Origin of the sequence: Fervidicola ferrireducens (assembly GCF_001562425.1) — a bacterium.
GTDB lineage: Bacteria > Bacillota > Thermosediminibacteria > Thermosediminibacterales > Thermosediminibacteraceae > Fervidicola > Fervidicola ferrireducens.
This window is the reverse complement of the sequence record NZ_LOED01000020.1, coordinates 1-19,309: the sequence shown is the minus strand read 5'-3', so window position 1 is coordinate 19,309 and position 19,309 is coordinate 1. Positions and strand designations below refer to the sequence as shown.

Genomic DNA, 19,309 nt, shown 5'->3' with positions numbered 1-19,309 from the left:
AACATATCCTCCTGTCATCTGACAGGAGGATACTTTAGCGAAACTATGACTCTCCGATAAGGTTCTTCTCCCTCGCTGTGAGTCTTTACTCGACTGTCGTTTTGAAGCGTGCTGTGGATAATTTTTCTCTCCGATGGGGGCATCGGTTCTAAGGCTATGCTCTTTTTCGTTTCCTTAACTTTTTTCGCTACCTTTAAGGCCAATTCCCTTAATACCTTTTCCCTCTTTTTCCTGTAACCTTCAACATCCAGCACTATCCTCTGGTATTCCCCGCTTTCTTTGTTTGCCACCAGCGATGTCAAAAACTGCAGAGCATTTAAAGTAGCCCCCCGCTTGCCAATGATAATTCCCAGATCTTTCCCTTTCATCTCTATTTTGCACAGGCCGTCCTCTTCGTATACCATATTAATATCCGGTGCGATTTTTAAAATATTAAAAAGTCCTCTCAAAAATTCTAATGCCTTTTCCTCCGGCTTTTTCTTCAGAGTAACCCTTACTTTAGCCATCCTCGAAAGCAAACCGAAAAGTCCCCTGCTTCCTTCGTCCAGAACCTCTACTTCCACTTCTTCCCTTTTTGCTTTCAGTTCTTTTAACGCCAGCTCAACCGCTTCTTCCACCGTCTTGCCCAGTTTTTCCACGGTTTTCATATCATTTTGCCTCCTCCTTCGCAGAGGCTGGGGAGCGCATTATCAAAACCTGCTGCAATATCTGCAAAAGGTTGCTCACAACCCAGTACAGCGCAAGGCCCGACGGAAACTTCGTCGCCATCCAACCTATAAAAGCCGACATCACTATATTCATAGTGCTTTGCTGGCTGTCAGCTCCCTGTGGCATCCCTATTCTTGAAGAAACGTAGGTCGTAACTGCCGCCAGAATCGGCAAAATGAAGGTGGTATCCGGCGCACCCAGATCTTTTATCCAGAGGAAACCGGTATTCCCGAAATTGTAACTCTGCAACAGCTGAAATAGTGCAATAATGAACGGAAATTGTATAAGAAGAGGCAGGCATCCGCCCATGGGATTTACTTTATGTTCCTGATAAAGTTTCATTAGTTCTTTATTCAGTTTTTCTTTATCGTTTTTATATTTTTCCTGAATCTTCTTCTGCAACGGAGCTATTTCTTGCATTTTTTTAATCGAGTTAAATTGCTGAAAGCTGAAGGGCAGTAATATCAACTTTATTAAAGCCGTAAGCACTATTATGGCGACGCCGTAGTTCTTCGTATAAATGAATATAAAATCCAGCATCTGTTTCATTATGTTCTGCAAAAAAGCCATTCATGCGCTCCCCCTTTTAAATTTATGACTGATTAAACAGGATCGTAACCGCCGGGATGGAAGGGGTGGCATTTAATTATACGTTTAAAAGCCTTTATTCCTCCCACCAGCACTCCGTATTTTTCAATAGAAAGTTTCGCGTATTCAGAACAGGAAGGATAAAATCTACAGCTTTTTGGCTTCAAAGGCGATATCACTTTTTGATAAAATACAATTGAGGAAATGATAATTTTTTTAATCACTTTCGTTCCCAGCCCAGAGGTTTAATTTTTTTAATAAATTGATCATCTGCCTTTTTATTTCGTGGTAATCTGCGTTTTTAACCTCTTCCTTGACCGATATCACCACATCGAAACCTCTTTTTACTTCATCGTAACTCGTCCTGAAAGCTTCCTTTATCCTTCTTTTTACCTTGTTTCTCGCTACGCTTTTTCCAATCTTCTTGCTAACGGAAACTCCTAATCTCGTATACCCCAAATCATTTTCTTTTGCGTACATGGTAAAAAGAGGGCATCCCGCACGCCTTCCCTTTTTGTAGACTGACATAAATTCGAAATTTTTAGTTAATCTTAAGCGCTTGTTCAAATTTCCTTTTCCTCCGAAAATCTGGAATAAGGCCGCTTTTTCTTCTTTGCGGCCCTTAAGCTGTTAACCTCTTCCTTCCCTTTAACCTTCTTCTTCTGATTACGTTCCTTCCACTTTTCGTGCTCATTCTCTTTCTAAAACCGTGAACCTTTTTCCTGTGTCTTTTATTTGGCTGGTACGTCTGTTTCATCACTTCACCCCCTCAGGCTGAAAACTAAGTAGATTATAGCCGATAATATTAATAATTGTCAAGAAAATATGTTTCTTATTGAATGTAATGTCGTATTTTGTTATCATTTTATTAGCTTCTAGTTCTTTTTTCTTTTGAGGAGGTTTTTTTATGACCCACAACCTTCCCGACCTTTGGCAGCAGGTACTCAAGGTTCTGAGCAGCGAACTTAACAACGACGTCTCCTTCAACACCTTCTTGAAACCCACAAAACTCCTTGGAATAGAAGATGACATCGCCATAGTAGAGGTCCCTAACGATTTTTTGAAGGAAGTTCTGGAGAAAAGATACTCAAACCTCCTGAAGGACATATTGAGTTCAATCTTGAACCGTAATGTCAGTATTTTCTTTAAAATCGATAGTTCCTCCGGCTCCGAGCAGGCCTCCACCGTAGATGCGATCGAAAAGGATACCAAGAATTACAACGAAGAAATTCAGTGCAACCTGAATTCCAAATACACTTTCGACACTTTCGTCGTTGGAAACAGCAACCGTTTTGCCCACGCCGCTTCTTTGGCCGTAGCTCAAGCACCAGCCAAAGCATATAATCCCCTTTTTATATACGGAGGGGTGGGGCTCGGTAAGACCCACCTTATGCACGCCATAGGCCATTACATTTTGGAGCACAATCCTTCAAGTAAAGTCATGTACGTCTCTTCGGAAAAATTTACTAATGAATTGATAAACTCCATCCGCGACGACAAAAATGTGGAATTCAGAAACAAATACAGGAATATCGACGTGCTTTTAATAGACGATATTCAATTTATAGCCGGCAAAGAAAGGACTCAAGAGGAATTTTTCCACACATTCAACGCCCTCTACGAGGCGAACAAGCAGATAATAATATCGAGCGACCGGCCTCCTAAAGAGATTCCAACTTTGGAAGAACGACTGCGTTCCCGTTTCGAGTGGGGGCTCATAACCGACATACAGCCGCCGGATTTCGAAACCAGAATCGCAATTCTTAGGAAAAAAGCCATGATGGAAAAACTCACTGTACCCGACGAAGTGATCAATTTCATTGCCACCAAAATCGAAACCAACATCAGGGAATTAGAAGGCGCATTGATTCGCATAGTGGCCTTTTCTTCTCTTACCAACAAACCCATAGACCTCGCACTGGCCGAACACGTGTTAAAAGACATTTTGCCCAACAGCAAGCCTAAATCGGTTTCGGTAATGGATATACTTCAGGTTGTGGGGAACTACTTTTCCGTTAAAATCGAGGACTTTAAGTCAAAAAAGAGGACTAAGGAAATCGCTTATGCAAGACAGGTCGCTATGTATTTGTGCCGGGAATTGACCGATTTTTCGCTCCCCAAGATAGGAGAAGAATTCGGCGGACGCGACCATACCACGGTAATACACGCCTGTGAAAAAATATCCAGGGACATACAGAAAGACCCTCAGTTTGCATCGCTTATAGAAAACCTTAAAAAGAAAATTCTAAGCGGCTGATGTGGAAAAACTTATTGATATTATATTGATAACATGTGGAAATGTGTGGACAAATTACTAAGCACAATTTTATTATGTGCACTAAGTGGACAAAATAACCTCCTTTTCCCACAGGTTATCCACATCAAAAAAACTACAAGTAGAATTATTCACATAATTTATCCACATATCCACAGGCTGTACTACTACTACTGCTAATTTTGAATATCGAGCCCTTGCAGATTATTCTATATGGAGGTCTTAAATATGGAATTTGTCATCGACAAAGACGAATTGCTCTCGGGTATCTCTCTTGCGGAAAGGTTTATCGCCGGAAAGACCACAATGCCCATTCTATCCGGTGTTAAATTTTCGGCTTATGGCAGCACGCTTGAGCTTTCCGCTACCGACCTGGAGATGGGTATAGAATGCAGACTGCCTGCGCAAATTATGGAAGAGGGCGATATAGTAATATCTACCAAGGCACTCTCCGAAATATTGAGGAAATTGCCTAAAGGACAGGTCCTATTTAAGTGTGAGGGAGGACGGGTATACGTCGAGTCTGGAGATTTTCACCTTACCATGCCGGCCTTAGAAAGCGATGATTTTCCCGAAGCGGTTCCTCAGCAGACCAGCCCCTTGATTAAACTTCCGAAAGAAGTTTTTAAAAATATGGTAAAGCAGACGATTTTTGCAAGAGCGGAGGACTCCATAGCAAGACCGGTGCTAACCGGTGAGCTCTTGGAGTTAAAAGAGGGCAAATTCCACGTAGTGGCTCTGGACGGTTTCAGGATAGCTTGGCGGTGGGAGGAATTGGAAGGGTCCGACTTCAGCGTAGTGGTTCCGGGAAAGGCCCTTTTGGAGCTGACCAGGGCAATTTCAGACGGAGAAGATTTTCTCGAGATACATACCGGAGGCAACAGGGTGGTATTCCGCACGGAAAATACGACCATATCTAGCCGGCTGCTGGAGGGAAAATTTATCGATTATGAACAGGTGGTAGAAATAGAGCCAAAGGTCACAGCAGTGGCAAACACCGATTTGCTGCTTTCCAGTATAGAACGGGCGTTCGTTGTTGCAAGGGAAGGCAGCAAAAATAATCTGATTAAATTTAATATAGAAAGCAATTGCATAAAGATAAGCACCGAGTCGGACATAGGCAGCGTTTACGAAAAAGTGGACTGCGATACAGCCGGCGAGGAACTTCTTGTAGCCTTTAACGCCCGCTTCTTTATCGAGGCTCTAAAGTCTGTTGAAAAACCCGAAGTAGAGATGAAGTTCGCCGGAGAAGTGGGGCCCTGTGTTATAAGGCCTCTGGGGGTGGAAAATCACGTAAATTTCATCCTGCCCGTCAGGTTAAGGAGTGATGGTTAGTGAAGGAGGTTTTCATAAAAACGGAAACTATAAACCTTGACCAGTTTTTAAAATGGTCGGGTGTCGTTTTGACAGGTGGGCAGGCTAAGCTGATGATAAAGCAGGGCCTTGTTAAAGTAAACGGACAGGTGGAGACAAGGAGGTCCAGAAAGCTTTTTCCGGGAGATGTGGTGGAATTTCAAGGGCAGACCTTTCTAGTGAAAGGCAGGAGTGAATAATTTGCACCTTGAAAAAATACGGCTTGTAAACTTTCGAAATTTTAAAGAGCTCGAAGCGGACTTTTCAAAAGGTTTAAACGTGTTTTTCGGAGATAATGCGCAGGGGAAGACCAACCTTTTAGAAGCCATATATTTTCTTTGCAATTTGAGGCCGATGAGGACCAGCAAAGAACAGCACCTCATTTTCTTTGACGAAACAAAGGCATACTTAAAAGGAGTTTTCTCCACTTCTTCCGGTCCGATAGACAGGGAAATATGGTTGAACACCGGCGAGAAGAAAAAAGTCCGCGAATGCGGCGTTGAAAAAAAGCGTTTTTCGGAACTCTTTTGGCAAATCCACGCCGTATTTTTTTCTCCCGACGACCTCAGCCTGGTAAAGGGAAAGCCCGCCGAAAGAAGGAGGTTTCTCGACCTTGTAATAAGCCGTTTAAAACCCCAGTACGGGCGGTACCTTGCGGAATATAACCGTGCGCTTTTCCAAAGAAATATCCTTTTAAAGCAGTTGAGGCACGACAGGACGCTCGTTTCGGCCTTGGAGGTCTGGGATGAGCAACTTTCCGAACTGGGCGCTGCGATATTGAGGGCCAGAATGGCTTTTTTGGAAAAACTCTATCCGTGGGTTAAAAAATATTATCTTTATTTTTCCCGGGATGAACGACAGCTCGAAGTAAAATACGAAAACAGTTCTTTTTCGGCGGATGTGCTGCCGGATTCCTTCCGCGAAGCATTTTCCTTGGCTTTAAGAAAATCGTTGCCCCAGGACTTGAAAAGCGGTTTTACCCAGGTCGGTCCCCACAGGGATGATTTGCAGTTTTTACTGGGTGGAAGAGATTTGAGATATTTCGGTTCGCAGGGAGAACAAAGGACTCTGTGTCTTAGCATAAAATTTGCCGAAAGGCGAATGTTTTTCGAGGTCACCGGCATCTCCCCCATACTCCTTTTGGACGATGCGCTTTCGGAACTGGACATAAATCGGAGAAAGTGGATTTTGGAAGAGGAAGAAGTTTGGCAGGTGTTCGTCACCACTTCCGACCTTTCTGCGATTCCAGAGGATGTCTTAAAAAAGGCATCGGTCTTCAGAATTAAGGCGGGCGTTTTGGGATGGTGGTCTTAGCGTGGAAAAGATAAAAAACGTCCTGTGGAACGTATTAAAAAAGGGCAACATGGATCGGAAACTGAAAGAAGCCATGATATTCGTGAGGTATGACGATATAGTGGGCGAAAAAATAGCGAGGGTTTCAAAACCGATTTTTTTTCGAGGAGACACCCTCTTTATAGGCGTAAAGAATTCCGTTTGGGCCCATCAGCTTTTGTTTTTTAAAACCGAAATTATGGAAAAGATAAATTCTTTTTTAGCAACTCCTTTGATAAGGGATATAAGATTTCAGATAATCACCCTCGATGAAAGGAAGTCTAAGAGCGAGAGCGAAAAAAATCCTGCTGAGGACGTTAAAATCGAGATTCCTGACAAAAAAAAGCAAATGTTTTATAATATTGCAGCGGGCATACAGGATGAGAAGCTGCGGAACAAATTTATAGAACTTTGCATAAAAGACTTCGAATTTAAAATGAAAAGAGGTGAAACTAGTGTTCATCCACATAGGCAAGAATACCGTGGTGCGAACTAAGGACATCATTATGATTCTAGACAGGGAGTGCACCCATTCCCGGGATACCCGGGATTTTCTGCAGGTCGCGAGAGAAGAGGGATTTGTTGTACCCGGTGAGGAAGAGGGAAAATCGTTGGTGGTTACGGACAAGAAGATATACTTCTCGCCTATTTCTTCCACCACTCTTTTTAAAAGGTCCTATTTTCTTAAAAATATAAGCGAAGAAAGCTTCTAAGTTGGAGGTAGTAAGATTGGAGAAGAACACGGTTTACGATGAAACAAAAATAGAAGTCCTCGAAGGATTGGAGCACGTAAGGTTAAGGCCTGGAATGTACATCGGTTCCACCGACAGCAGGGGCCTGCACCATCTGGTTTACGAGGTGGTGGACAACAGCATCGATGAGGCGCTCGCCGGATTTTGCAAGAACATATTGGTAACGATTAACAAGGACGGTTCGGTGACGGTGGAAGACGACGGGCGCGGCATTCCCGTAAAAATCCACCCGAAAGTGGGGAAACCCGCCCTAGAAGTGGCTCTGACAATGCTTCACGCCGGAGGCAAATTTGGAACGGGAGGATATAAAGTCTCCGGAGGTCTTCACGGGGTGGGCGTTTCTGTTGTAAACGCCCTTTCTAAATGGCTCGAGGTGGAGGTAAAAAGGGAAGGCTTTAGGTACTACCAGCGATACGAACGGGGAAAGCCGGTGACGGATGTCAAAGTTTTGGGAAAAGCCGAGGATACGGGCACGAAAGTTACGTTTATGCCCGATGACGAGATATTCGAGGATACTACTTTTAACTACGACGTTTTAGCCCAGAGATTGCGGGAGCAGGCCTTTTTAAACAAAGGGCTGAAAATAGAGCTGCATGATCTGAGGACGGGTAAGCATCAGGTTTTCCACTACGAAGGCGGCATCGTTTCTTTCGTGAAGTATTTGAACAGAAATAAGGACGTGCTGCACGATGAGCCCATTTATATCGAAGCTTCGAAAAAAGACGAGTGGCAGGTCGAGGTTGCACTGCAGTACAACGATTCGTACGTGGAGAACGTGCTCAGTTTTGCCAACAACATAAATACCCAGGAAGGCGGAACGCACCTCATAGGTTTCAAGTCGGCGCTGACTCGAGCCATCAACGATTACGCGCGTAAGATGAACCTTTTGAAAGAACAGGATGCCAATCTCTCCGGAGAAGATGTGAGGGAAGGTCTGACGGCGGTCATCAGCGTAAAATTGGTCAATCCGCAGTTTGAAGGGCAGACAAAGACGAAGCTCGGAAACAGCGAAATGCGCGGCATAGTGGAATCGGTGGTAGGGGAAGCACTGGACCGCTTTTTGGAGGAAAATCCGGCTGTAGCGCGCAGCATTGTTGAAAAGGCCATCAGCGCGGCGAGGGCCAGGGAAGCAGCCCGAAAGGCCAGGGAACTGGTTAGGAGAAAAAATGCTCTCGATAAGAATTCCCTCCCCGGAAAACTCGCCGACTGCAGGGAAAAAGACCCCAGGCTTTGCGAACTTTACCTGGTGGAAGGGGATTCGGCTGGAGGTTCGGCGAAACAGGGCAGAGACCCAAGGTTTCAGGCTATCCTTCCCCTGAGGGGCAAGATATTGAACGTGGAAAAAGCAAGACTAGACAAGATACTGAGCAATGAAGAGATAAGGGCCATGATAACCGCCCTTGGCACCGGAATAGGGGAGGACTTCGATATCGGAAAGCTTAGGTATCACAAGGTGATTATCATGGCTGATGCCGATGTGGACGGTGCGCACATAAGGACCTTGCTGCTTACTTTCCTTTACCGCTACATGAAACCTTTGATAGAAGCAGGAATGGTATATATAGCCCAACCTCCTCTTTACCAGGTGAAAAAAGGGAAAGAGGTCTATTACGCTTACAGCGATGAAGAGTTAAAAGCGATATTAGAAAAATTGGGCAATGACAGGGAAAAGGCCGATGTCAAGAGATTCAAGGGTCTTGGAGAGATGAATCCCGACCAGCTTTGGGAGACCACAATGAATCCCAAGACCAGGACAATTTTGAAGGTAACTTTAGAGGATGCCATAGAGGCCGATGAAATCTTTACGATACTCATGGGAGAAAAGGTAGAACCCAGGAGACAATTTATCTTTGAACACGCAGCGGAAGTAAGAAATCTCGATGTTTAACGGAGGTTTTGTAGATGTCTGAATTGGCAAATAAGGTGGTACCTGTTGCTATAGAGGATGAAATGAAAAAGTCATACATTGACTACGCCATGAGCGTTATAGTGGGGAGGGCTCTGCCCGACGTGAGGGACGGTTTGAAACCCATCCATCGCAGGATTCTTTACGCCATGGGCGAGCTCAATCTCACCCCGGATAAGCCCCACCGAAAATCGGCCACCATCGTGGGCGATGTAATGGGCAAATACCATCCTCACGGCGATGCGGCTATATACGAGGCGATGGTGAGATTGGCCCAGGATTTTTCCATCCGGTACCCGCTCGTCGACGGGCATGGAAACTTCGGTTCCATAGACGGGGACCCACCGGCGGCCATGAGGTACACCGAAGCCAGACTCTCGAGGATAGCTTTGGAGATGCTGGCGGACCTCGACAAAGATACGGTGGACTTTGTACCGAACTTCGACGACACACTGAAAGAACCGGCGGTGCTGCCCTCCCGCTTTCCAAACCTTTTGGTGAACGGTTCTTCGGGTATAGCGGTGGGTATGGCCACCAACATACCTCCCCACAACCTTTCAGAGGTAATAGACGGGGTCATCATGATGATAGAAAACCCTGACGTCACGTCGCTGGAGCTTATGGCCGCCATAAAGGGGCCCGATTTCCCAACGGGAGGCATCATCCTGGGCAAAGACGGCATAAAGGAAATGTATTCAACGGGGCGCGGCTCCATAGTGATTAGAGCAAAGGCGGTCATAGAGCCGATGGAAGGCGGAAAGCAAAGGATAGTGGTGACCGAAATTCCCTACATGGTGAACAAAGCCCGCCTGATAGAGAAAATCGCGGAACTCGTCAGGGAAAAACATCTGGAAGGAATTACGGACCTTCGGGACGAAAGCGACAGGAACGGCATAAGGATAGTTATAGAATTAAAAAGGGATGCCAACGCCCGCGTCATACTAAACCAGCTTTTCAAGCATACCCAGATGCAGGTCACCTTCGGCGCGATAATGCTGGCTCTGGTGGACAACAAACCTCAGGTGCTCACTTTGAGGGATTTGATATACCACTACCTGGAACATCAAAAGGATGTGGTGATAAGGAGGACGAAATATGAACTTGCCCGGACGGAGGAAAGAGTACACATTTTGGAAGGGCTCAAGATAGCCCTCAGTCACCTGGATGAAGTGATAGCGCTCATCAGAAAGTCAAAGGATGTGCCGGCGGCGAAGGAAGGGCTGATGAAAAAATTCGGCCTTACCGAAAAGCAGGCCCAGGTCATTTTGGATATGAGGCTCCAGAGGCTTACCGCCTTAGAGCGGCAAAAGATTGAGGAAGAGTACAGCGAACTTTTGGGCAAAATCGAATATTACAGGAAAGTCTTGGGCGATGAGAAGATGGTCTACGGCATAATCAAGGAGGAGCTTTTAAAAATAAAGGAGCGCTTCGGCGATGAGAGGAGAACCAGGATCGTTGCGGAATCAAAGGATTTTGATGAGGAAGATTTGATACCCGAAGAGGACATAGTTATTACGATGACCCACTTGGGGTATATAAAAAGAATGCCTCTTTCGTCGTATAAGAGCCAGAGGCGTGGCGGCAAGGGTGTGAACGGAATCACCACCAGGGAGGAGGACTTCGTAGACAGGATCTTCGTCGCTACCACCCACCATGTGGTTCTGTTTTTCACCAACCAGGGCAACGTATACAGGCTGAAAGCCCACGAAATACCCGAAGCCGGGCGCACGGCCAAGGGCTCCGCCATTGTGAACCTTTTGCCGTTAAAAAGTCAGGAAAAAGTAAATGCGGTAATTCCCATAAAAGATTTCTCCCAGGATGGGTATCTAATCATGGTCACCCGCGAGGGAATGGTAAAAAAGACCCTCCTTTCGGAATACGAAAATACCCGGAAATCCGGCATAATAGCCATTACGCTGAATCCCGGAGACGAGTTGATTGGAGTTAAGCTGGTGGGCGAAAAAGACGAACTGGTCCTGGGCACTGCTCTCGGAATGAGCATAAGGTTTCCGGTGAGCGATGTGAGCCCCACGGGTCGGACGGCTCGCGGAGTAAAAGCCATAACCCTGGAAGAAGGCGACGAAGTAGCCTCGATGGATGTGACGTCTTTGGGCGATGAAGTCTTGGTAATAACGGAAAAGGGGTACGGAAAGAGAACCCCGATTGAAGAGTACAGGCTGCAGTCCCGGGGAGGAAAGGGGATTATCACTCAGAAGATAAGCGATACTACAGGAAAGCTCGTAGGGCTCAGGGTGGTTTCGGAAAAAGATGAGGTAATCTTATGCACCGCTTCCGGCATGATGATAAGGCTGGAAGTTTCGGGGATTTCCAGGATGAGCCGCAATGCCCGCGGAGTCACCCTGATGAAACTGGAAAATAACGATACGGTATCAGCGGTGGCGGTCATAAGGGAAAGCGAGAAAGACTAAGGGCCCGGTATTTGATTTACTGTAATCCTGATGTCACGGCCGCACCGGGGGCACAGAAAGAGGTGAACGCACCTCCCCTCATCATGCTTTTCGGAGGCCGTGATATTCATATCTAGGTAGGGTTGATAGGGGTCTACGTAATCCTGGACCCTTCCCCAGTCTTCCATTGGGCCGCCGCATTCCGGGCATTTTTCCCGGATTGTGATAAGGCCGTTGCACAAAGGGCAGTTATATTCCAATTCCATTTGCACTCACCCTTTATATTGTTTCCGGTTACAGATTCGAAAATTTATGGTATTATATTCTAAAAAAAAGAAATATAGAAAAGGGGAGCCATGAGAAAAAAATTTTCGGTGCCTCTTTTGGAAAAATTGATTGCTTATTCCGAAAAAGACGCCGTGAGATTCCACGTGCCCGGCCACAAGGGTGGCATGGGCTTGATCCGTCATTTTGAGAATTTGATGAAGGAGAACCTGTTTCGCTGGGATGTGACGGAAATTCCGGGAATGGACAACTATCACGAGCCTGCGGGGGCGATAGAAAGGGCCCAGAAGCTTCTTTCAAGGCTGTACGGGGCCGAAAAATCCTTTTTCCTGGTGAACGGCGCTACATCGGGAATCATGGCCATGCTGGGGGCGGCTTTAAAAAAGGGAGATAAAATCCTCTTGCCCCGCGACAGCCATAAATCGGCATTGATGGGCGTGATTCTTTCGGGGGCAAAGCCCGTCTACTTGAAACCGCAGGTGAACGAAGAGCTCGGCGTAGCCGTTGGAGTGCCCGATTTTGAGTGGAAAGAAAAATTCACGCTTAATCCCGATGCAAAGGCGGTCTTTTTGACCAATCCAAATTACCAGGGTTTCTGTCCCGACCTTTCAAAGATAATTAAAAAAGCAAGACTCCTGGGAATGAAAGTTCTGGTGGATGAAGCGCACGGGGCACACCTTGCCTTCAGCGACAAGCTGCCTGCCTCTGCAGGAACGCACGAGGTAGACGCGTGGGTGCAGAGCCCCCATAAAACGCTGTGCTCGCTAACCCAGAGTGCATGGCTCCACCTGAAGGGTGAAAATCTGGAAGCGGACGAGCTCCGGTCTTACCTTTCGCTGCTCACCACCACCAGCCCTTCGTACATCCTGATGGCATCCCTGGATTTAACAAGAGCTCTGATGGAAGATGTGGGTAAAAGGTGGGTGGAAAAGGGGCTGTACCTTGCGGAAAGGGCTAGGAAGATGATAAACGAGGAAACTCCATTCTACTGCGTGGGCAGTGAACTAAAGGGGCAGGGCGGTATTTACGATGTGGACCTTTCTCGACTCATGGTTAACGTTTCCATCGCCGGCTATACGGGTTTTTTAGTGGAAAGGATTTTGAGGACCAGGTTCAAAATATACGCCGAGTATGCCGATTATTGCAACGTGTACTTCATTTTGACCGGAGGAAACACTTTAGCCGATGTGGCGAGGTTGATCTCGTCTTTAAAGCGGTTTGGCGCTCGCAAAAAAAAGTTAAGGCCGGTTGTCTTCACTCCTGATGTACCGGAAAGCGCTATGAGTCCGCAGGAAGCCTACTTTTCTTCGGCGGAAAAGGTAAAGCTTGAAAATGCCGTGGGACGAATAGCAAAGGACGCAATAATTACATATCCGCCGGGAGTTCCCATCTTATGTCCCGGCGAAGTTATACAAAAACAGCATATAGAGATTATCGGTGAAATATTAAAAGCGGGTGGAACTTGCCTTGGAATAAAAAATGGTTTTGTAGCGGTGGTGAAAAATGGGTAGGAGCGCAAGAAAAGGAAAATTCATAACCATCGAAGGCCCCGATGGGGCGGGAAAGACAACTCAGGCCGAAAAACTGGTGGAATACCTCAAAAGCAAGGGGAAAAGGGTGATCGCGACGAGGGAGCCCGGGGGTACCGCATTGGGGGAACAACTCAGGAAGATACTTTTGGACCCGGAGGGTAGCCCAGTTTCCAGTGCCGAAGCCCTGATATACGCGGCGTGCAGGGCTCAGCTTCTTGAGAAGATGGTTATTCCGGCCCTTAAAGAAGGGTTCATAGTGGTCTGCGACAGATTTGTGGACTCAAGCCTGGCGTACCAGGGATACGCCAGGGGAATAGGAATAAACCGCATACTGCAGCTCAACAAGTGGGTAATTGGACCCTATTGGCCCGACGTCACTATATTGCTGGACATAGACCCGGCCGAATCCTTAAAGCGGTTGACAGGTGGAAAGGACAGGCTCGAAAGTGAGGCTTTGGAATTCCACCAGAAGGTGAGGGAAGGCTATATGAAGGTCAGGGAAATGTTCCCCGAAAGGATAAAAGTAATCGATGCGTCGCTGCCGGTTAAAGAAGTTTTCGAGAGACTCGTGGCCGAGCTGGAAAAAGCGGGTATACTCGAATGAAAGGGGGGTTGCCCGTGAAACTCATAATGGCTGTGGTGCAGGATATCGATTCACCTAAACTGGTAGCGGAACTAACCCGGAACAATATCGGCGTCACGAAACTTTCAAGCACCGGAGGATTCCTGCAGCGGGGTAACACGACCCTGCTGATGGGCGTGGAAGAAGAAAGGCTGGACGAAGTTTTAAAAATAATTGAGAAAATTTGCCGTCCCAGGAAGCACGTAATAGCACCCTTCCCGGCCTCTCCCGGAGAAACCATGGCTCCTTATCCGATAGAGGTGACGGTGGGGGGAGCTACAGTTTTCGTAATGAACGTGGAAAGGTTTGAGAAAATATGAATACCGTAAAGGTCCGGGGCCTGTCTTCAAAGGGTGATTTATCCGGGATAAGTTTTCACCCCCCAAAGCCGTCTTCCGTGGTCGGCGGCTTTCGGGACTTTTTGAAAAACGCTCAGGAGGTGTATTCAAAGGAGCAGCTTTCTTTGATGCTCTCTTCTATAGAAGAGCAGGGGAAGAGACTCGTTAAAACCATGAGCCTTGCCGACCTTAAAAAATACAAAGAAATGGTCGGGCGCCTCGTTAAATACTGTCTTGAACTGGGTTTGGAACTGAAAGAGGAAAGGCTTTTTTCCGGTCAGGGGAGGCAAAAGGTTCTGACCACCGTGAGAATTGTGGATGAAAAGCTCATCGAGCTTACAGAGCTTTTGCTTTCCAAGAATGCCGATGCATTTAGGGTGTTGGCGTTGGTGGATGAAATCCGAGGGCTGCTCCTGGACCTTTATGCGTAAAATTTTTCACGCTTACATTCTCCTTGGACCTGAAGAGGAGACGATAAAAAAGGCGATAGAGCTCGCAAAAGCTGCTAACTGCAGCGAAACTCCGTCTTTCTGCGATGACTGTGATTGTTGCCGCCGAATGGAGGCGGGAAGCCATCCTGACCTTTTTCACGTACTTCCCGATGGGTCTTCCATAAAGGTGGAAAAAATAAGGGATGTGGTAATGGGCTCCCATCAGCCGCCGATAGAGGCGAGAAGGAAGGTCTACGTATTTCACGAAGCGGATAAAATGACCCATGAGGCTCAAAATGCCCTTTTGAAGACTTTAGAAGACCCCCCTACGTCCCTGCTTTTCCTGCTCCTGGCCCGGAATCTTAAGGCTTTGCTTCCCACAGTTGTTTCCAGATGCCAGATTTTGGATTACTCAAAAACGGATGAAGGTAAGGATATCCCCCGGGATGTAAAAGAAATTCTGCTCGAAGTAATCCTAGCTGGCCTTGATTTTTCGAAAATTAACTTTTATGTTCAAAAATTCGCTGATGCTGAAGTGGAATCCGATGTACTGATGGAATTTATGGCTTCGGTGTATAGAGATATTTTGGTGATTAAGACTAAAAGTAGGGCCGGCTTAAAGAATTGGGATTTGTCGGATAAATTAAAAAAAAGAGCACAAGATTTATCACCCCGGGCATTGGTAAGGGCTATAGATACCCTGTATTCGCAAATAGAGGTGGTAAAGGCAAAAGGAAATGAAACCCTTGCGTGGTATAATTTACTCGTGGGGCTGAAGGAGCAGGAGGTGATGTAGCATGGTCAAGGTCATAGGCGTGAGATTCAAAAAGGCAGGCAAGATATATTATTTCAACCCCAGAGATCTGGAGCTTTCGGTGGGAGACAAGGTGATCGTCGAAACCTCGAGAGGCGTGGAGTTCGGAGAAGTGGTGATAGGCCCCAAGGAAGTCAGGGAGGAAGATGTAATATCACCCCTGAAGGACGTAATACGGAAAGCTAACGAGGAAGACGAGAGGGTGGTGGAAGAAAACCGGACAAAGGCGAAAGAAGCCGCCCGAATCGCGGAAAAGAAGATTGAAGAACACGGCCTCGAGATGAAACTGGTGGATGTGGAGTACACCTTCGACAGGTCGAAGCTCATCTTTTATTTTACGGCTGATGGCCGGGTGGATTTCAGGGAACTTGTAAAGGACTTGGCGTCGATTTTCCGCACCCGCATTGAGCTTAGGCAGATAGGAGTAAGGGACGAGGCAAAGATGATAGGAGGTCTTGGCCCATGCGGCAGGATCGTGTGCTGCCACACTTTTTTAGGAGAATTCGACCCCGTGTCTATAAAGATGGCGAAACAGCAGAACCTTTCGCTGAACCCCGGAAAAATCTCTGGACTGTGCGGCAGGCTAATGTGCTGCCTCAGGTTCGAATACGAAAATTACTGCGGGGAAACGAAATGCTGCGATGAATGTAAGGAAGCGGAGGAAATACTGAAGGTAGACTCAAAGGTAATAACTCCCGTGGGTGAAGGAACGGTTGCTTCTCTAGACAAAGAAAAGGGAATAGTGACGGTAAAACTGGCGGACAGCGGGAAAGAGAAGGACTTTTCCATGGAAGAAGTGGAGCTTAAAGGGGATTGAAAGGTTTTGCTTTGCGGGTTATTATAGTTTTAAGGATGCTGCTTTGAGGAGGTGGGATTAATGTTCCCGTTTGGATGGTATTATTACGACCCCACGTGGATTATCGTTTTGCCAGCCCTCATCCTCGCCTTCTACGCCCAGGCGAAAGTATCCACGACATTTGAAAGATATCTTCGGGTACCAGCCAGGATAGGCCTCACAGGGGCGGAAGTGGCGAGGGAAATATTGAGGGCCAACGGCATATACGATGTTACGGTGGAAATGACGCGTGGAAGGCTAACCGACTACTACGACCCCCGCAGCAAGGTGCTGAGGCTTTCGCCGGAAGTGTACGGCGGCAGGTCCCTTGCCGCCCTCGGCGTTGCGGCCCACGAATGCGGTCATGCAATACAGCACAATGTAGGGTATGCGCCGCTCAACTTGCGGAATACCATAGTGCCGCTGGCCGGAATAGGTTCGCAGATGGCCTTTCCGCTGTTTTTCATAGGGCTTCTTTTGAGTTCCGATTTCCTGGCGACGATGGGTATACTGTTTTTCAGCGCCGCCGTGCTCTTTCAGTTCGTCACATTACCGGTAGAATACAACGCCAGCAGCAGGGCGGTGGCGGCGTTGGAAAGCGCGGGATTTATTTCCTACGATGAAGTCGAGCCGGTTAAAAGAGTCTTAAACGCCGCAGCCCTCACCTACGTGGCTGCCACCCTTATGGCCATACTTCAGCTTTTGAGGTTACTCGCATTGTTCGGCATTTACAACAGGGACGACAGGTAGGGGTTTTACCCCCTTATTTTTTTAATCGTGTGGCCCGTTTGTGCTTGTGTAAATATAATTGTTCTAAAGGAGTTTTTAAAGGGGGAGTTTGACTTATGGATTTCGGCCGCGTTATTACCGCGATGGTGACGCCTTTTGATGAAGACTTAAAGGTGGATTACAAAGCTTTCGAAAACCTGGTGGACTACCTGATAGAAAACGGAAGCGACGCCCTGGTGGTGACCGGGACCACAGGAGAGTCGCCGACCCTTACAGATGAAGAAAAGCTCACCCTTTACAGACTAGCAAAGGAAGTTGCAAATAATAGGGCCGCCATAATAGCCGGCACCGGTTCATACGACACCCGCCACAGCATCGAACTTTCCCTTAAAGCTCAGGAAATAGGCGTCGATGGACTTCTCCTGGTGAGCCCCTATTACAACAAGCCCACCCAGGAAGGGCTTTACCAGCATTTCAAAATGATAGCCGAATCGGTCGACATTCCTGTGATGCTTTACGACGTTCCGGGACGGACCGCCGTTACCATTGAGCCCGAAACCCTGATGAGGCTTTCCGAGGTAAAGAACGTAGTGGCCGTAAAGGACGCGGGCGGCAATTTGGATAAGACCAGCAAGACCGTGGCGCTTGCGCCGCAGCTTCAGGTCTACAGCGGGGACGACAGCCTCACCCTGCCCATGTTGGCCATTGGGGCCAAAGGCGTGGTAAGCGTGGCCTCCCACCTTGTGGGAAAAAGGATAAAGGAAATGATACAGGCCTTCGAAAAGGGCGAAGTGGATAAAGCCCGCAAAATCCACCTTGAACTCTTTGAGCTTTTTAAGGCCCTATTTGTCGTCGCAAATCCAATACCGGTAAAGGAAGCTCTCAACATGATCGGGATTAAAGTCGGAGGGCTTCGGCCGCCTCTTCTGGCCGCCGATGAAAAGACGAGGGAAATTTTGAGAAAAGTTTTGAGCGAACTTGGACTTTTATAAAAAAATCAGGAAATCGAGTAGGAGGGGGCGACTAACCCCCGTCCCCTCACACCACCGGACATGCGGGTCCGCATCCGGCGGTTCATCAAGCTTTACGAAGCCTCTGATAGCGTTCGGTCAGGCTCGTTAGGCCCTGGGATTGCCAGTAGGCGTTGCCCAGGGCTCTATTCATTGGCCCGTGGGCCATCCGCCATGGACCCTTCCGCGCATTGGCAAATTCATGCACTACTTGCTCGGGCAGTCCCAACGCCCTTAGTTCTCGGTATCTCGTGCGTACTCGCTTCCACTGCTTCCAAAGGCATAAGCGTAGCCTCCTGCGTATCCAACCATCCAGTTCTTCAAATACGCTGGGTGTTTCGGCCAAGGCAAAGTATCCCATCCACCCCCCAAGGTAGGTGTTGAGGCGTCCTATGCGTTCGGCTATGCTTACTGGTTTGTTCCGGGCTGTTATCTGCCGTATTTTCGTCTTTACTCGTTCAATGGTCTGAGGCGCTAGGCGGATGAGGATTTGCCCATTCTTCGCTTTATGCATGCTGAATCCTAGAAATTTCAGCTTCCACGGTCGGTCCACAGCACTCTTTTGTTCGTTTATCTTGAGCTTCAACCGCTCCTGCAAGTATCTCTTTACGCTTTCCATAACTCTTTCTCCGGCTCGTTTGCTCTTGACATAAATATTGCAGTCGTCAGCGTAGCGGACGAATTTGTGGCCCCTCTTTTCAAGTTCTTTATCCAGCTCGTCCAGTAGTATGTTGGCTAGAAGTGGACTTAGTGGGCCTCCCTGGGGTGTGCCTTCTGTTGTCTCCATTACTACTCCGTTTATCATGACGCCTGCTTGTAGGTATCGGCGAATGAGGGTCAATACCCTCTTATCTTTCACTTTTCGAGCTACTTTTGCCATGAGTATGTCGTGATTTACTCGGTCAAAGAATTTCTCTATATCCAGGTCGACTGCCCATTCATATCCTTCTTGTACGTATCGTCTTGCTTCCCTCACCGCATCGTGGGCCCTTTTCCCGGGCCGAAATCCGTAACTGTGCTCCGAAAATCCCGCGTCAAATATTGGTGTCAATACTTGCAGGAGAGCCTGTTGGATGAGGCGGTCCATTACAGTGGGGATTCCTAAAAGCCTCTTGCCTCCTCCGGGTTTCGGGATTTCGACCCGGCGCACGGGCTTGGGCTTGTAGGTCCCCGCAAGTAGTTCTTCCCGGATGCGCGGCCATTCGGCACGGAGTTGATCCCGAAGCCGTTCGGTCGGGATGCCGTCTATGCCTGGCGCGCCTCCGTTTTGTTCTACTCGCTTTAGGGCTGCTAACATGTTGTTTCTTTCTACCACCCGCTCCATCAGGCCGCTATCGTTGTCCCCGCGAGGTGACTCTCCGCTTCGTGCCGGAGAAGAACTCGGCCCTCCC

General features: G+C 47.6%; 23 protein-coding genes. 16 read left to right on the top strand and 7 right to left on the bottom strand.

Features of this window, described 5'->3' with window-relative positions; translation table 11 throughout:
• Positions 1–14: 14 nt before the first annotated feature.
• From jag to rpmH, 5 genes are read right to left on the bottom strand one after another with little or no spacing between them, the layout of a single operon-like run.
• Complete coding sequence (gene jag / locus AN618_RS08025) at positions 15–647, bottom strand: RNA-binding cell elongation regulator Jag/EloR (protein ID WP_066353755.1); 633 nt, start codon at positions 645–647, stop codon at positions 15–17.
• A 1-nt stretch (position 648) separates the two neighbouring features.
• Entirely contained in the window at positions 649–1,278 is a 630-nt protein-coding gene (locus AN618_RS08020) for a YidC/Oxa1 family membrane protein insertase (protein ID WP_066353754.1), read from the bottom strand.
• A 32-nt stretch (positions 1,279–1,310) separates the two neighbouring features.
• Positions 1,311–1,520: a membrane protein insertion efficiency factor YidD gene (gene yidD, locus AN618_RS08015; RefSeq protein ID WP_187694907.1), complete on the bottom strand. Its 210-nt coding sequence runs from the start codon at positions 1,518–1,520 to the stop codon at positions 1,311–1,313.
• The gene (gene rnpA / locus AN618_RS08010; RefSeq protein WP_066353753.1) at positions 1,513–1,863 is read right to left on the bottom strand and encodes a ribonuclease P protein component; all 351 of its coding nucleotides are present in this window, start codon (positions 1,861–1,863) and stop codon (positions 1,513–1,515) included. The genes yidD and rnpA overlap by 8 nt, the downstream gene beginning before the upstream one ends.
• A gap of 55 nt (positions 1,864–1,918) precedes the next feature.
• Complete coding sequence (rpmH, locus tag AN618_RS08005; protein WP_066353751.1) at positions 1,919–2,053, bottom strand: 50S ribosomal protein L34; 135 nt, start codon at positions 2,051–2,053, stop codon at positions 1,919–1,921.
• A gap of 150 nt (positions 2,054–2,203) precedes the next feature.
• Here rpmH and dnaA point away from each other — a divergent pair, with 150 nt between their 5' ends.
• The 8 genes from dnaA to gyrA all read left to right on the top strand — a co-directional run bounded on the left by dnaA (position 2,204) and on the right by gyrA (position 11,343).
• Positions 2,204–3,553: a chromosomal replication initiator protein DnaA gene (gene dnaA / locus AN618_RS08000; RefSeq protein ID WP_066353750.1), complete on the top strand. Its 1,350-nt coding sequence runs from the start codon at positions 2,204–2,206 to the stop codon at positions 3,551–3,553.
• Between the two features lie 246 nt (positions 3,554–3,799).
• The gene (gene dnaN, locus AN618_RS07995) at positions 3,800–4,906 is read left to right on the top strand and encodes a DNA polymerase III subunit beta (RefSeq protein ID WP_066353749.1); all 1,107 of its coding nucleotides are present in this window, start codon (positions 3,800–3,802) and stop codon (positions 4,904–4,906) included.
• Positions 4,906–5,124: an RNA-binding S4 domain-containing protein gene (locus AN618_RS07990; protein WP_066353748.1), complete on the top strand. Its 219-nt coding sequence runs from the start codon at positions 4,906–4,908 to the stop codon at positions 5,122–5,124. The genes dnaN and AN618_RS07990 overlap by 1 nt, the downstream gene beginning before the upstream one ends.
• On the top strand, positions 5,117–6,238 hold the full coding sequence (gene recF, locus AN618_RS07985; protein WP_083515129.1) for a DNA replication/repair protein RecF: 1,122 nt from the start codon (positions 5,117–5,119) through the stop codon (positions 6,236–6,238). The genes AN618_RS07990 and recF overlap by 8 nt, the downstream gene beginning before the upstream one ends.
• 1 nt (position 6,239) lies before the next feature.
• Positions 6,240–6,752: a DciA family protein gene (locus AN618_RS07980; protein WP_066353745.1), complete on the top strand. Its 513-nt coding sequence runs from the start codon at positions 6,240–6,242 to the stop codon at positions 6,750–6,752.
• Positions 6,712–6,969: an extracellular matrix regulator RemB gene (gene remB / locus AN618_RS07975; protein WP_066353743.1), complete on the top strand. Its 258-nt coding sequence runs from the start codon at positions 6,712–6,714 to the stop codon at positions 6,967–6,969. Before AN618_RS07980 ends, remB begins: the two co-directional genes overlap by 41 nt.
• A 16-nt stretch (positions 6,970–6,985) precedes the next feature.
• Positions 6,986–8,896: a DNA topoisomerase (ATP-hydrolyzing) subunit B gene (gene gyrB, locus AN618_RS07970; RefSeq protein WP_066353741.1), complete on the top strand. Its 1,911-nt coding sequence runs from the start codon at positions 6,986–6,988 to the stop codon at positions 8,894–8,896.
• Between the two features lie 14 nt (positions 8,897–8,910).
• Entirely contained in the window at positions 8,911–11,343 is a 2,433-nt protein-coding gene (gene gyrA, locus AN618_RS07965) for a DNA gyrase subunit A (RefSeq protein ID WP_066353739.1), read from the top strand.
• On the opposite strand, the gene AN618_RS07960 is transcribed toward gyrA, so the two are convergent.
• Positions 11,340–11,588, bottom strand: a complete 249-nt coding sequence (locus AN618_RS07960) for a hypothetical protein (protein ID WP_066353737.1) — start codon at positions 11,586–11,588, stop codon at positions 11,340–11,342. The genes gyrA and AN618_RS07960 overlap by 4 nt on opposite strands.
• A 90-nt stretch (positions 11,589–11,678) precedes the next feature.
• On the opposite strand from AN618_RS07960, the gene AN618_RS07955 reads away from it, so the two are divergent.
• The 8 genes from AN618_RS07955 to dapA all read left to right on the top strand — a co-directional run bounded on the left by AN618_RS07955 (position 11,679) and on the right by dapA (position 17,900).
• Positions 11,679–13,118 (top strand): aminotransferase class I/II-fold pyridoxal phosphate-dependent enzyme, encoded by a 1,440-nt coding sequence (locus tag AN618_RS07955; RefSeq protein ID WP_066353735.1) that lies wholly within the window; start codon positions 11,679–11,681, stop codon positions 13,116–13,118.
• On the top strand, positions 13,111–13,743 hold the full coding sequence (tmk, locus tag AN618_RS07950; RefSeq protein WP_066353734.1) for a dTMP kinase: 633 nt from the start codon (positions 13,111–13,113) through the stop codon (positions 13,741–13,743). Before AN618_RS07955 ends, tmk begins: the two co-directional genes overlap by 8 nt.
• Before the next feature lie 14 nt (positions 13,744–13,757).
• Positions 13,758–14,081: a cyclic-di-AMP receptor gene (locus tag AN618_RS07945; RefSeq protein WP_066353791.1), complete on the top strand. Its 324-nt coding sequence runs from the start codon at positions 13,758–13,760 to the stop codon at positions 14,079–14,081.
• Complete coding sequence (locus tag AN618_RS07940) at positions 14,078–14,530, top strand: YaaR family protein (protein WP_066353732.1); 453 nt, start codon at positions 14,078–14,080, stop codon at positions 14,528–14,530. The genes AN618_RS07945 and AN618_RS07940 overlap by 4 nt, the downstream gene beginning before the upstream one ends.
• Entirely contained in the window at positions 14,523–15,326 is an 804-nt protein-coding gene (locus tag AN618_RS07935; RefSeq protein ID WP_066353730.1) for a DNA polymerase III subunit, read from the top strand. The genes AN618_RS07940 and AN618_RS07935 overlap by 8 nt, the downstream gene beginning before the upstream one ends.
• 1 nt (position 15,327) lies before the next feature.
• Entirely contained in the window at positions 15,328–16,161 is an 834-nt protein-coding gene (locus tag AN618_RS07930) for a PSP1 domain-containing protein (protein ID WP_066353728.1), read from the top strand.
• A 60-nt stretch (positions 16,162–16,221) separates the two neighbouring features.
• Entirely contained in the window at positions 16,222–16,929 is a 708-nt protein-coding gene (locus AN618_RS07925) for a zinc metallopeptidase (RefSeq protein WP_066353727.1), read from the top strand.
• A 95-nt stretch (positions 16,930–17,024) separates the two neighbouring features.
• Positions 17,025–17,900 carry a 4-hydroxy-tetrahydrodipicolinate synthase gene (dapA, locus tag AN618_RS07920; protein WP_066353726.1) on the top strand — a complete coding sequence of 292 codons (876 nt, stop codon included), beginning with the start codon at positions 17,025–17,027 and terminating at the stop codon, positions 17,898–17,900.
• A gap of 85 nt (positions 17,901–17,985) precedes the next feature.
• On the opposite strand, the gene ltrA is transcribed toward dapA, so the two are convergent.
• The coding region (ltrA, locus tag AN618_RS07915; RefSeq protein WP_222926422.1) for a group II intron reverse transcriptase/maturase at positions 17,986–19,309 on the bottom strand (1,324 nt) is incomplete at its 5' end.